This window comes from Nocardiopsis codii (assembly GCF_036327455.1).
Classification (GTDB): Bacteria; Actinomycetota; Actinomycetes; order Streptosporangiales; family Streptosporangiaceae; genus Nocardiopsis; species Nocardiopsis codii.
The window spans coordinates 32,039-45,229 of the sequence record NZ_JAUZMY010000004.1 but is presented as its reverse complement, the minus strand read 5'-3'; the positions used below and the strand labels follow the sequence as shown (position 1 = coordinate 45,229).

The following is a 13,191-nucleotide window of genomic DNA, read 5'->3' as shown; positions in this document are numbered from 1 at the left end:
GTCCCCTTAGGAAGGAACCCGACCTAACCGGTCCCTAGGGTTCCACCCATGACCGACACCGAGCAGTACCAGCGGGAGATCCGCCCCTTCCGCGTCGAGGTTCCGCAGGCCCAGCTGTCCGACCTGGCCGAGCGACTGGCCAACACGCGGTGGCCGGACGAGGTGCCGGGGGCGGGCTGGAGCCGCGGCGTCCCGGTGGCGTACCTGAGGGAGCTGGCCGAGTACTGGCGCACCGCCTACGACTGGCGGGCCCACGAGGCGGAGCTCAACGGGCTCCCCCAGTTCACCACCGTCGTCGACGGACAGAACGTCCACTTCCTCCATGTGCGCTCACCCGAGGCGGACGCCACTCCGCTGCTCCTGCTGCACGGCTGGCCGGGGGCGGTCACGGACTTCCTGGACGTCGTGGGTCCGCTCACCGACCCCCGCGCCCACGGCGGCGATCCAGCGGGGGCGTTCCACCTGGTGGTCCCGTCCCTCCCGGGGTTCGGCTTCTCGACGCCCCTGGCCGGTCCCGGCATGGGCGCGGCCAGGATGGCCGGGGTCCTGGTCGAACTGATGTCGCGGCTCGGCTACGGGCGCTACGGCGTCCAGGGGTACGACACGGGTTCGTGGGTCGCCCCGGAGGTCGGGAGGCAGGCGCCGGAGAGGGTGGTCGGGGTACACCTCAACGCCATGATCACGTTCCCCGTCGCGGAGGGCGACGCCGAGGGCCTGACCGCGGTGGAGGAGGAGCGGTGGACGTCGATGCAGGACTTCAACGACGCCTACCTCCAGTGCAACGCGAAGCGGCCGCAGACGGTGGCCTACGGGCTCAACGACTCACCCGCGGGGCAGCTGGCCTGGATGGTCGAGAAGTTCAAGGAGCTCAGCGAACCGGAGGAGGCACTGCCCGAGGCCGCCCTGGACCGCGACCGGATGCTCACGTGCGTGTCGCTGTACTGGTTGACCGGCACCGCGGGCTCGGCCGCCCAGATCTACTACGAGGAGATGTCCGCGAACTCGTGGGGCGACGACGCCGGGTGGGACGGCGGCACCGAGTGGGGTGGAGGCGCCGCGTGGGACGGCGGCGAGGAGGCGTCGGACCGGGGAGGTCCCCCGGAGGGAGGGGACGCGGGCGGCTGGTCCCCCGAGCGGGGGACGGTACCGACGGGCGTGCTGGTCTCCGCGCACGACGTGACCGTGCGCCGCTGGGCGGAGCGGGACCACAACGTCGTGCGGTGGACCGAGCTCGGCCGCGGCGGCCACTTCCTGTCGATGGAGGAGCCTGAGCTCCTCGTCGAGGACGTCCGCGCGTTCTTCCGGGACCTGGGCTGAGGCCTGGCCCGCGGCCCCGGGACCGCGACGGGGTGATCCGGTGGTCGAGCGCTCCGCGTCCTCGGGGCGGTTGCCGCCCGCCCCGCCGATGGGGGGACCCCGGCCGCAGGGGGCCGCCCCGGGGCTCGGGGGGGTCTCCCCCCGGACACGACGAAGGACGACCCCGCGAGGAGGCCGAAGGCCCCCGAGCAGGATCGTCCCGAGTCCGTGGAGCTATGGGGATTCGAACCCCAGACCTCCTCCATGCCATGGAGGCGCGCTACCAACTGCGCCATAGCCCCGTGTGGGAGTCGAGGGGGCTCGCGCCCTACCGACTCCCAGAACCATAGCGGAATCCGGCGAGAACGTCGAAACGGTTTCAGGCGTCGTCGCTGAGGACCACCGGTTCGGGCAGGCTCGCCGCGTTGTGCTCCATGAGCCGCCACTGTCCACGGCGTTCCTGGAGCACCGACCAGCTGCAGTTGCTGAGCGGACCCAGGATCTCGCGCTGCTCGTCGGGGACGCCGAGCATGCGGGCGATCCCGACGCGCAGGGCCGCACCGTGGCTGACGACCGCGAGCAGCCCTCCGGCCGGGGTCCTCGCCAGCCCCCTGTCGACCGCCGCTCTCATACGGTCGCCGACCTCGGAGATGGGCTCGCCGTCGGGGATGTCCATCCGCGCGTGCTCGGAAGGCCATCGTGCGGCGAGCTCCACCCCGGTCCGCCCCTCCCAGGACCCTCCGAAGCGTTCGCGCAACCCCTTGTCGAACTCCACCCGCACCCCCGTGGCGCGGCTGAGGTACCCGGCGGTGTCGGCGGCCCTCCTCAGGTCGGACGCGACGATGACGTCGGGGCCGAGCGGGGCGAGCAGGTCTCCCGCCCGCCGCGCCTGGGCGTGGCCGACCGGATCGAGTTCGATGTCGGTCTGGCCCTGGAAGCGGTTCTCCGCGTTCCAGGCTGTCCGACCGTGCCGCAGGAACAGCACGCGGGGGGTGTCGCTCACGTGGTGTGTCTCTCCGCTCGGAGTGTCGGGGAAGGGTTACTGCTCGTCGAGGGCGGTGCGCTCGGATCCGCGCGATCCCTCGGGGAGCTCGATCTCGGGGCAGTCCTTCCACAGCCGTTCGAGGCCGTAGTAGCCGCGCTCCTCCTCGTGCTGGACGTGCACGACGATGTCGGCGTAGTCCAGGAGCACCCAGCGGCCGTCCCGCTCGCCCTCGCGGCGGAGCGGCTTGGCGCCGCCCTTCAGGCGGAGCTGGTCCTCGATCTCGTCGACGATCGAGCGCACCTGGCGGTCGTTGGGGGCCGAGCAGAGCACGAACGCCTCGGTGATGACCAGCTGTTCGCTGACGTCGTAGGCGATGATCTCCTGGGCGAGTTTGTCGGAGGCGGCCTCGGCCGCCACCCTGACGAGCTCAAGAGCCCTGTCGGTGACTGTCACGTTGTCCTTGTTGCCTTTCAGCTGTCCCGGTAGAGCCCGGTCTTGTGGATGTAGCGAACGATGCCGTCGGGGACCAGGTACCAGATGGGTTCGCCCTTGCGGACCCGCTCCCGGCACTCGGTCGAGGAGATCGCCAGAGCGGGGACCTCCACCAGGGAGACCTTGCCCTCGGGCAGTCCTGAGTCACTGAGATGGTGACCGGGACGGTTACAGCCTACGAAATGCGCGAGATCGAAAAGTTCGTCGACGTTGTGCCAGCTGAGAATGGCGCCCAGCGCGTCGGCTCCGGTGATGAAGTACAGCTCCACGTCGGGGCCGTACTTGGAGCGCATCTCGCGCAGGGTGTCGAGGGTGTAGGTGGGGCCCGAGCGGTCGATCTCGACACGGTCCACCCGGAACTGGGGGTTCTCGGCGGTCGCGATGACCGTCATGAGGTAGCGGTCCTCGGAGGGGGTCACCTTGGCCGGGTCCTTCTGCCAGGGCTGCCCCGTGGGCACGAACACCACCTCGTCGAGCCCGAACAGGTGGGCGACCTCACTGGCCGCCACGAGGTGCCCGTGGTGGATGGGGTCGAAGGTACCGCCCATGATGCCGACCTTGGTCGGGCCGGTGCCGCTCCGCCGGGGTGGGAAGCCGTCGTCGTGGGGGACGCCTGGAGACTCGTGCGCCACTGTGCGCTCCGTTTCGCCGTGGACATGGGTCGTGTTGCCGGGATCGGCCAACCGAGAGTAGCCGACGGCCGGTCCTTGCGGAGGCCTCTTCCTCCCGTTTTGTTCCCGACACTGGAACAACGGCGGCCTCGTCCGCTTCCTTCCCGGCCCGTTCCGGACACCCTCGTAATCGCGTCATATCTCGAAGGCCGAAATCGTGGCCAAGCGCCATCAGGCCGCATAGCATGCCGATATGGCCAACACACCAGACCGCGTCCGCGTCCGGCTCTCCGAGATCTCTCCCCGCGCCTACGAGCACCCCGCAGACCGTGGTGCCCTGGTGGCGCTGCGCTCCCTGCGCGGGTTCGACGAGGTGTTCAAACGCATGTCCGGGCTGTTCAACGAGCGCGCCCTGCGACTGATGTTCCTGTCCAGCGCCGTCCGCGTCGGTCCCACCCAGTTCCCCCACGTCCACGACTACGTGCGCGACGCCGCCTACGTCCTGGACATGGACGAGGTCCCCGAGCTCTACATCCAGATGAACCCCAGGCCGAACGCCATGGCGATCGGCAGCCAGCGCCCCTTCATCGTGATGACCACGGGTCTGTTCGACCTGCTGGACGCCGAGGAGCAGCGTTTCGTCATCGGCCACGAGGTCGGGCACATCCTCAGCGGCCACGCCGTGTACCGCACCATGCTGCTGGCCCTGATCCGGCTGGCGACCCGCGTCGCGTGGGTGCCGCTGGGCTACATCGGCCTCCAGGCGATCGTCGCCGCGCTGGAGGAGTGGTACCGCAAGTCCGAGCTGTCCTGTGACCGCGCCGGGATCCTCGCCGCGCAGAACCCGGAGGCGGCCAAGCGCGCGCTGATGAAGCTCGCGGGCGGTTCCTCCCTGGTCGAGATGAACCCCGACGCGTTCCTGGAGCAGGCGCGCGAGTACGAGTCCGGCGGCGACGCCCGCGACAGCTTCCTCAAGCTGATCAGCCTGATGGGGCAGACCCACCCGTTCGCCGTGGTGCGCCTGGCCGAGCTGCACCGGTGGATCGAGGACGGCTCCTACCGGCGCATCCTCGACGGCGACTACCCGCGCCGTTCCTCCGACCGCGACGCGAGGGTCGGCGCGGAGGCGCGCAGCGCCGCCAATTCCTACAAGGAGTCGTGGGAGCGCTCGGGCGACCCGCTGCTGGGCACCCTGCGCGACGTCGCGGGGAGCGCGGCCAGCGCGGGCGGCAAGATCTTCGACAACGTCGCCGACCGGTGGCGCAACGGCTCCGCCCGGTCCGACCAGGGCGCGGGCGGGTCGAGCGGGTCCTCCTGACCCGCGCCCCCGCGCCGGGGACCCGCGCGGGGCAGCGGACAGGAGGGGGCGGCCCGCTGCGGGCCGCCCCCTCCTGCGTCCCTCGGGCACGGCCCCGTCCACGGCCTCTCCGCGGACCCGGATCAGCGCGGGGGCGCCATGTACGCACGGACTTCCGCCCAGACGGGGTGCCCCGGATCGACGACGGCGAAGTGGTCCGCCCCCGCGACCTCCCGGTACTCCACGGTGCCGCCCGCCTCGCGGACCGCCTCCGCGTAGTCGCGGCTGTGCTCGACGGGGACCCGCTGGTCGGCGTCCCCGTGCACCACCAGGTGCGGTACACCGGTCAGCGGGCGCCGTACGGGCGAGCTGACCCGGTACAGCTCCGCCACGGGGTCCGCTCCGAGGAACGGGATGACGGCGCCCTCGCCGAGCCCCGCCAGCGCGCACCGCTCCGTGTCGGTGACGGGGGCGAGCGCCACCACCGAGGTCACCGGGGTCTCCCCCGCCGAGAGCGCGTTGAGCAGGGCCAGATGGGCTCCCGCGGAGTGCCCGACGGACACCACGCGGCCCAGGTCGTACCGGCCGGGCCGCCGGGCGGCTCCGTCGGCGAGGAACCCCAGGGCGTCGCCGACGTCGTCGAGGGTCTGCGGCCAGCCGCCCCCGTCGTCACCGGTACGGCGGTACTCCACGTTCCACACCGCCCATCCGGAGGCGGCGAGGTCGCGGGCGAGCGGGTCCATCAGCGTGGCGTCGTGCCGGTCGCGCCACCAGCCGCCGTGCAGCAGGACGGCGACGGGCGCGGGCCCGTCGGCGCCCTCCGGCTCCCAGCTGTGGACGATCTGGCTGGGGTGGTCGCCGTAGGCCACGGTGGTAGGCACGCGCTGCTCCTCGTCGTCGGGGTGGTCGCTCCCGGACGCTAGCAGGCGGGTGTCCGGCCGGGCCCGCCCCGCCTGGGCGGTGAGCGTCCCGCCGCGACCGGCGCGTCCTCACCGGCCGCCCGCCGTCCCGGGCCGCCAGCGGCGGTGCCGGGTCGCGTCCGCGTCCGGTGCGCGCAGCAGTTCGAGCCGCGGCCGGGGACCGTCCGTCCGCCCGGTAGGCGGCCGGCGGCTGCCCGCCCGGTAGGGCTCGGGCCAGGAGGCACCCGGCCCGTCGTACCCCTGCTCGGCGGCGGCGCGCAGTGTCCAGTGGGGGTCGTACAGGTGCGGCCGGGCCAGCGCGCACAGGTCGGCGCGGCCCGCGAGCACCGTGGAGTTGACGTCGTCGTAGGAGGAGATGGCGCCGACGGCGATGACCGGGACGCCGACCTCGCGCCGGATCCGCTCGGCGTAGGGCACCTGGTAGCTGCGCCCGTAGGCGGGCCTCTCGTCCGGCGTGACCTGGCCGGTGGACACGTCGACCGCGTCCGCTCCCGCGTCGGCGAGGGCGCGGGCGACGGCCACGGCGTCGTCCGCGGTGGTGCCGCCCTCCACCCAGTCGGTGGCGGAGATCCGCACGCTCAGGGGCTTGTGGGCGGGCCAGGCGGCGCGGACGGCCTCCATCACCTCCAGCGGGTAGCGCAGCCGGTTGGCGAGGGAGCCGCCGTAGCGGTCGGTGCGGCGGTTGGTCACAGGGGACAGGAAGCTCGACAGCAGGTAGCCGTGGGCACAGTGCAGTTCGAGCAGGTCGAACCCCGCGCGGTCGGCGGCGCGCGCGGCGGAGGCGAACTCCTCCCGGATCGCCGCCATCTCCTCGTGGTCGAGCGCGCGGGGCACCTGGTTGACGCCCTCGCGGTACGGCAGCGGCGAGGGGCCGACCACCGGCCAGTTCCCGTCCGGCAGGGGTCGGTCGATGCCCTCCCACATGAGGCGGGTCGACCCCTTGCGGCCGGAGTGCCCCAGCTGGACGCCGATCCGGGCACCGGTGCGCTCGTGCACGAAGTCGGTGACCCGGCGCCAGGCCTCCTCGTGCTCGGGCCGGTACAGGCCGGTGCAGCCGGGGGTGATGCGGCCCTCCGGCGACACGCACACCATCTCGGTCATGACCAGCCCGGCGCCGCCCAGCGCCCTGCTCCCCAGGTGCACCAGGTGGAAGTCCTGCGGCGTGCCGTCGACGGCCGAGTACATGTCCATGGCGGAGACCACGACCCGGTTGGCGAGTTCCATCCCGCCGATGCGGAACGGGTGGAACATGGGCGGGCGGCGCTCGGCGGGGTCGGTCCCGGCCTGGGCGGAGAACCACCCGTCCACGCGGGCCACGAACTCGGGATCGCGCAGGCGCAGGTTGTCGTAGGTGACGCGACGGCTGCGGGTGAGGAGGTCGAAGGCGAACTGGACGGGTTCCTGTCCGACGTGGCGGCCGACCTCCTCGAACCACTCCAGGCTGGCCTGGGCGGCCCGCTGGGTGCTGGTGACGACGGGGCGGCGCTCGGCCTCGTAGGCCTCCAGCGCCGCATCCACGGTGGGGTGCTCGTGCAGGCCGGCGGCGAGCGCGAGGGCGTCCTCCATGGCGAGTTTGGTCCCGGACCCGATGGAGAAGTGGGCGGTGTGCGCGGCGTCCCCGAGCAGGACCACGTTGCCGCGGCGCCAGGTGCGGTTGCGCACGGTGGTGAACCGCTGCCACCGGGAGTTGTTGGGCAGCAGGCGGTGGCCGTCCAGGATGTCCGCGAACAGCTTGCCGCAGCGGGCGATGCCGTCGGTATCGCTCTCCCCCGGCCTCCACTCGCGGCCCTCGGCGGAGGCCGCGAAGCCCGCCGCGCGCCACACGTCCTCGCCCATCTCCACCAGGAAGGTGCTGGCGCCGTCGGAGTAGGGGTAGCCGTGCAGCTGCACGGGGCCGTGCGGGGTCTCCAGGACCTGGAAGGTGAAGGCGTCGAGGACGAGGTCGGTGCCCAGCCACATGAACCGGTTGCCGCGCTCGTCGAGGGTGGTGCCGAAGTCCTCGGCGTAGGCGGCGCGGACGCGGCTGTGGGCTCCGTCGGCGGCCACCACGAGGTCGTGGTCGGCCGCCAGCTCCTCCACGGGCGGCGCCGGGGTGCGCACGCGCACGTCCACGCCCAGAGCGGTGCAGCGGTCGCGGAGGATCTGGAGGAGGCGGCGGCGTCCGATGGCGGCGAATCCGTGCCCTCCGGAGGTGACGACGGCGCCCCTGTAGTGGACGTCGATGTCGTCCCACCGGGCGAACTCGCCCGCGAGCGCCGCGTACACCTCGGGGTCGGCGTGCTCGATACCGCCGAGGGTCTCGTCGGACAGCACGACGCCGAAGCCGAAGGTGTCGTCGGGAGCGTCGCGCTCGTACACGGTGACCTGGTGTCCCGGGTCGATCCGGCGCACGAGCGCCGCGAGGTAGAGTCCGCCGGGGCCTCCCCCGACACATGCGATGCGCATGCGGTCCGCCTTCCTGGCCGCCGCCCCCGGCGGGCGGACGGCGTCGCCGGTGTCACTGGAGCGTGGGTGCCGCCGACGCCGTGGGACCCGCCGGGGGGCGGGCGCCGCGGGGCGCCGGCGCTTCGTCCCCGGTCAGGGGGCCTCGCGCAGCTTGAACCTCTGGAGCTTGCCGGTGGCGGTGCGAGGCAGCGCGGCGAGGAACACCACCGAGCGCGGGGTCTTGTACGGGCTGATCCGCGCGCGGACGTGGTCCTTGAGCCTCTGCGCGCTGGCGTCCCCCGGTGTGGCCCCGTCGCGCAGGACGACGTAGGCGCGCACGATCCGGCCGCGTTCGGGATCGTCCGCGCCGACGACGGCGGTCTCCTCGACCTCGGGTGCGGAGAGCAGCGCCTCCTCGACCTCGGAGGGGGAGATGTTGTACCCGGCGGAGATGATCATGTCGTCGCTGCGCGCCCGGTACCAGAGGTGGCCGTCGCCGTCGCGGACGTAGGTGTCGCCGGTGTAGTTCCAGCCGTGCCTGACGTACTCGCGCTGGCGGTCGTCGTCGAGGTAGCGGCAGCCGACGGGGCCGCGCACGGCCAGGTGGCCGGGCTCGCCGTCGGGGACGGGGTTCCCGTGGTCGTCCAGGACGGCCGCGGTGAATCCGGGGACCGGCAGACCGGTGGAGCCGGGGCGCGTGTGGGCGTCGGAGGCGGAGACGAAGATGTGCAGCATCTCGGTGGCGCCGATGCCGTCGAGCATGCGGACCCCGGTGGCGTCGTACCAGGCCTGCCAGGTGGCGGCGGGGAGGTGCTCCCCCGCCGAGACGCAGCGTCGCAGGCCGGACAGGTCGTACTCGCCGACCCGGGCGAGCATGGCCCTGTACGCGGTCGGCGCGGTGAACACGATCGTGGCGCCCCGGCGGGAGACCGCGTCGAGGAGCGCTTCGGGGCGGGGCCTCTCCAGCAGGATCGAGGCGGCCCCGGCGCGCAGGGGGAAGACGAGCAGACCGCCGAGCCCGAACGTGAAGGCGAACGGGGGGCTGCCCGTGAACACGTCGTCGGGGACGGGCGCGAGGACGTGCGCGGAGTAGGTGTCCGCGATGGTGAGCAGGTCGCGGTGGAAGTGCACGCAGCCCTTGGGCCGTCCCGTGGTGCCCGACGTGTAGGCGATCATGCAGGCGTCGTCGGCGGCGACCCGGACCGCCGCGAACCCGGCGGGGCTCCCGGCGGCGAGGGAGGTGAGGTCGTCGGGGCCGTCCCCGCCGTAGGCGAGGACGTCGGGTGCCGCGGGGAGGGTGTCTCCGGCCGCTGCCAGGTCGTCCAGGAACCGGGCGTCGCAGATCGCGTGGGTGACGCGGGCGGCGGTCATGACGGTGGCGAGTTCTCCGGCGCGCAGGACCGGCAGGACCGTGACGGCCACTCCACCGGCCCGGATGACGGCGAGCCAGCAGGCGGCGAGCCAGGGCGAGTTGGGCCCGCGCAACAGGACCCTCTGCCCGGGGCGGAGCCCTCTCTCCCCGACGAGCACGTTGGCGATGCGGCCGACCCTGTCGCGCAGTTCCCCGTAGGTCCACGCCTCGTCGTCGCCGAACAGGCAGGGGCGGTCGGCGCCGTGGGCGGCGATGCTGCCGTCGAGGAGCTCCTCCGCGCAGTTGAGCCGGTCCGGGTAGCGCGGGACGGGCGGGTCGAAGGTGAGCACGGGCCACTGGTCGGCGGGCGGCAGATGGTCCCGGACGAAGGTGTCGGCGTATCCGGTGGGTGACAGCGGTGGTGTCATGGTGGACCTCCTCGGGTGGTGAGGACGCTGCGGGCGGGGCCTTCGCGGGGTTGGTCCGCGTGCGGGCTCCCGGCGTGCCCGGTCCGGGTCACATGTGCCGGGCGATGATCTGGCGCTGTACCTCCGAGGCTCCCTCGTAGATGCGGGGGGCGCGGACCTCCCGGTAGAGGTGTTCGAGGAGGTGGCCCCGGCGCAGGGCGCGGGCGCCGTGGAGCTGGACGGCGGCGTCGACGACGTACTGGGCGGTCTCGGTGGCCAGGAGCTTGGCCATGGCGGAGCGGACGGTGACGTTCCCGCCCCCGGTGTCGTACTCCTCGGCCGCCGAGTAGACGAGCAGGCGCGCGGCCTCGGTGCGTGTGGCCATCTCGGCCAGGGTGTGGGCGACGGTCTGGAGTCCGTCGAGCGGTCCGCCGAAGGCGCGCCGCCTCCCGGTGTGCGCCCTGGCGGCGGCGAGGGCGGCGTCCGCCATGCCGACGGCGAACGCGCCGACGCTGGGCCGGAACAGGTCGAGGGTGCGCATGGCCACGGAGAAGCCCTGGTCGGGCCGTCCGATGACGTCCTCGGGACCGACGGGGACCCCGTCGAAGACCAGGTGGCCGAGGGCGTGCGGGGAGAGCATGTCCAGCGGGGTGCCGTCCAGGCCGGGCCGGTCGGCGGGGACGAGGAAGGCGGTGACGCCCCGCGACCGGGTGCCGGGGGTGGTGCGGGCGAACACGGTGTAGAAGTCGGCGTCGGGGGCGTTGGAGATCCAGGTCTTCTCGCCGCGCAGCCGCCAGCCGTCGCCGACGGGGTCGGCGCGCAGGGCGAGTGCCGCGGCGTCCGACCCGGCGTCGGGCTCGGAGAGGGCGAAGGCGGCGACGGCCTCCCCGGAGGCCGCGAGGGGTATCCAGTGCCGGCGCTGGCGCTCGGTGCCGGACTGGAGGACGGGGTAGGCGCCCAGGCCCTGGAGGGCGAGCGCGGTCTCGGCGTGGGTGTCGACGCGGGCGAGGCGTTCGCGCAGGAGGCAGAGGCGGGTGGCGCTGGCCTCGCGCGGGGGCCCTCCGCCGTCCGCGCCGGGGAGGAGCGCCGGGAGGAGGCCGAGGCCGGCCAGTCGGAGGAGGAGCGGCCGGTCGACCCGGCCAGCCGTCTCCGGGGGCGGGGCGTCGATCGCGGCGGCGCGCTCGTCGACCCAGCGCGCGAAGTCCTGGTCGTCGTCGTTGAGGGAGAAGCCCATGGGCGACCTCGACTCTCGTAGTGACCCACCCCACATCGTCAATGTACAGGAAGCATGACGACCGTCAAGAGAGCTTTATGTGCGATCTTGGGACGTGGTCATCGAGGTCCCTGGTACGGAACGCCGTGACTGAACAGGGGCTCCGGAGCGCTATCGTGTCCGCGTGACGTCCATCGAAGAACAGGCCGACAACTCCGCGGACGGCGAGCGCGTCAACCGGCGCCCCCGCTCGCTCATCGTGTCGTTCTTCGGCACCTACGCCCGGGACGTCGGCGGGTGGATCGGCGTCGCCGACCTCATCGCCCTCATGGGCGGCCTCGACGTGGACGCCCCCTCCGTGCGCTCGTCCGTCTCCCGCCTCAAACTGCGGGGCCTGCTCGCCTCCGAGCGCATCGGCGGCGCGGCCGGGTACCGGCTCTCCGAGGAGGGGCGCCGCATCCTCGCCCAGGGCGACAGGCGGATCTTCGGGCACCGGGTCGCCGAGATCCGCGACGGCTGGGTGCTCGTCGTGTTCTCCGTCCCCGAGTCGGAGCGCAGGCGGCGCCACGCCCTGCGCGCCCAGCTCACCCGCCTCGGCTTCGGCACCACCACCGCGGGAGTGTGGATCGCCCCGGCGCACATGACGGACCAGGCCCGCAGCACCCTCCGCGACCTGGGCATGGACGGTTACGTGGAGCTGTTCCACGCCACGCACCTGGACTTCAGCGACCTCACCGAGGCGGTCGCGACCTGGTGGGACCTGCCCGCCCTGCAGTCCATGTACCAGGAGTTCCTGGACGAGCACGAGCCCGTGCTGGGCGCGTGGCGGCGGGGACGGGGGGCTGACGGCCCCGAGCGGCGGGCGACGGCCTTCGCCGACCACCTGCGCGCCGTCGACGCCTGGCGCCGCATGCCCTACCTGGACCCGGGCCTTCCGCCCGAACTCCTGCCGGAGCAGTGGGCGGGGAGCAGGGCCGCGCGGGTGTTCTTCGACCTGCACGCCCTGCTCCGCGGCCCGGGGCTGGAGCACGTCCGCGAGGCCACGGGCCCGGCCGGACCCCGCTGACCTGCCGACGCCCCTGCACGACCGGCCCGGCCGCGTGGCGCCGTGCGGGGCTCACGGCCTCCCGACGGTGCTCTCCCTGGTGACCAGGGCGAACCCCGGCTGGATACGGCGCGGCGCGATCTCGCCCTCCCCCGCCAGGCGCTCCAGGAGCGCGTCCGTGGCGGCTCTGGCGATGGCCCTCTTGTGCGGGGCGACGGTGGTCAGGGTCGTGGCCGCGTAGCGCCCCTCCTCGATGTCGTCGAAGCCGACCAGGGCCACGTCGTCGGGGACGCGCAGTCCCCGCTCGGCGAGGGTGCGCATGGCTCCGACGGCGATCAGGTCGTTGTAGCAGAACACGGCGTCCGGTCGGATTCCGGAGTCCAGCAGCCGCGCCATCGCCTGGGCCCCGTCCTCGCGGGTGTAGCCGTCGGTGGCCGCCACCAGGTCCTCCCCGGCGGGCCGGCCGGTCTCGGACATGACCTCCCGCCACCCGCGGAGCCGCTGGTGGGCGGTGGCCCGGGCCCGGCCGTGCCGTGCGCCGATGAACGCGATGCGCCTCCGGCCGATCTCCACCAGGTGGGCGGCGGCCGTGCGGGCGGCGGCGACGTTGTCGATGGCGATGTGGTCGTAGGGGGCGTCGTACTGGCGCTCCCCCAGCAGGACGAGGGGGGCGTCGCTGCCCCGGGCCAGCAGGTCCTCGTTCTCCAGCTCGATCGGGCTGAGGATGAGCCCGTCGATGACCCGGGCGCGGAACCCCTGCGCGAACAGGACCTCCTGGTCGCGGCGGCCTCCGGTGTGGTCCAGCAGCACGATGTAGTCCAGGCCGGCGGCGTGCTCGATGACGGCGTCGGCGAGTTCGGCGAAGTAGGGGTTGCCGAGTTCGGGCACGGCGAGGGCGATCATCCCGGTGCGGCCCTTGCGCAGGTGCCGGGCGGTGAGGTTGGGGCGGTATCCGAGCTCGTCGATGACCCGCTGGACGCGCTGCCGGGTCTCGGGGGTGACGTGCCGGTAGCCGTTGACGACGTTGGACACCGTCTTGATCGACACCCCCGCCCGCTGCGCGACGTCCTTCAGGCTGATGCCCACTGACCCTCCTCGGTGCTGGACTTCCTGTCCGGCAGATTTTACATCGTTATACAACTCGGGGTCC

11 protein-coding genes and 1 tRNA gene are annotated in these 13,191 nt (G+C 73.2%); 3 read left to right on the top strand and 9 right to left on the bottom strand.

All coding sequences use genetic code 11. The features are described 5' to 3' along the window. The first annotated feature begins 48 nt into the window (after positions 1–48). Entirely contained in the window at positions 49–1,317 is a 1,269-nt protein-coding gene (locus tag Q8791_RS05520) for an epoxide hydrolase family protein (protein WP_330090493.1), read from the top strand. 208 nt (positions 1,318–1,525) lie between these two features. Here the strand turns inward: Q8791_RS05520 and Q8791_RS05515 are convergent. The 4 genes from Q8791_RS05515 to nadD form a co-directional block, all read right to left on the bottom strand. Continuing rightward, positions 1,526–1,598 (bottom strand) — tRNA-Ala (locus Q8791_RS05515). 77 nt (positions 1,599–1,675) lie between these two features. Beyond that, on the bottom strand, positions 1,676–2,299 hold the full coding sequence (locus tag Q8791_RS05510; RefSeq protein ID WP_330090492.1) for a histidine phosphatase family protein: 624 nt from the start codon (positions 2,297–2,299) through the stop codon (positions 1,676–1,678). 36 nt (positions 2,300–2,335) lie between these two features. Continuing rightward, positions 2,336–2,734, bottom strand: coding sequence for a ribosome silencing factor (rsfS, locus tag Q8791_RS05505; RefSeq protein ID WP_330090491.1), 399 nt, complete (start codon positions 2,732–2,734; stop codon positions 2,336–2,338). Positions 2,735–2,751: 17 nt separating this feature from the next. Next, the gene (nadD, locus tag Q8791_RS05500; RefSeq protein WP_330090490.1) at positions 2,752–3,405 is read right to left on the bottom strand and encodes a nicotinate-nucleotide adenylyltransferase; all 654 of its coding nucleotides are present in this window, start codon (positions 3,403–3,405) and stop codon (positions 2,752–2,754) included. Positions 3,406–3,637: 232 nt separating this feature from the next. On the opposite strand from nadD, the gene Q8791_RS05495 reads away from it, so the two are divergent. After that, on the top strand, positions 3,638–4,702 hold the full coding sequence (locus Q8791_RS05495) for a M48 family metallopeptidase (protein ID WP_330090489.1): 1,065 nt from the start codon (positions 3,638–3,640) through the stop codon (positions 4,700–4,702). A gap of 122 nt (positions 4,703–4,824) precedes the next feature. On the opposite strand, the gene Q8791_RS05490 is transcribed toward Q8791_RS05495, so the two are convergent. The 4 genes from Q8791_RS05490 to Q8791_RS05475 form a co-directional block, all read right to left on the bottom strand. Next, positions 4,825–5,562, bottom strand: a complete 738-nt coding sequence (locus tag Q8791_RS05490) for an alpha/beta hydrolase (RefSeq protein ID WP_330090488.1) — start codon at positions 5,560–5,562, stop codon at positions 4,825–4,827. Between the two features lie 108 nt (positions 5,563–5,670). Beyond that, positions 5,671–8,046: a bifunctional salicylyl-CoA 5-hydroxylase/oxidoreductase gene (locus Q8791_RS05485; RefSeq protein ID WP_330090487.1), complete on the bottom strand. Its 2,376-nt coding sequence runs from the start codon at positions 8,044–8,046 to the stop codon at positions 5,671–5,673. Positions 8,047–8,178: 132 nt separating this feature from the next. Continuing rightward, the gene (locus tag Q8791_RS05480; protein ID WP_330090486.1) at positions 8,179–9,804 is read right to left on the bottom strand and encodes an AMP-binding protein; all 1,626 of its coding nucleotides are present in this window, start codon (positions 9,802–9,804) and stop codon (positions 8,179–8,181) included. 88 nt (positions 9,805–9,892) lie between these two features. Next, positions 9,893–11,017 carry an acyl-CoA dehydrogenase family protein gene (locus Q8791_RS05475; RefSeq protein ID WP_330090485.1) on the bottom strand — a complete coding sequence of 375 codons (1,125 nt, stop codon included), beginning with the start codon at positions 11,015–11,017 and terminating at the stop codon, positions 9,893–9,895. A gap of 172 nt (positions 11,018–11,189) precedes the next feature. On the opposite strand from Q8791_RS05475, the gene Q8791_RS05470 reads away from it, so the two are divergent. Beyond that, positions 11,190–12,062, top strand: a complete 873-nt coding sequence (locus Q8791_RS05470; RefSeq protein WP_407941964.1) for a PaaX family transcriptional regulator — start codon at positions 11,190–11,192, stop codon at positions 12,060–12,062. Between the two features lie 51 nt (positions 12,063–12,113). Here the strand turns inward: Q8791_RS05470 and Q8791_RS05465 are convergent, their stop codons facing one another. Continuing rightward, positions 12,114–13,127 (bottom strand): LacI family DNA-binding transcriptional regulator, encoded by a 1,014-nt coding sequence (locus Q8791_RS05465; RefSeq protein ID WP_330090483.1) that lies wholly within the window; start codon positions 13,125–13,127, stop codon positions 12,114–12,116. Positions 13,128–13,191: the final 64 nt, after the last annotated feature.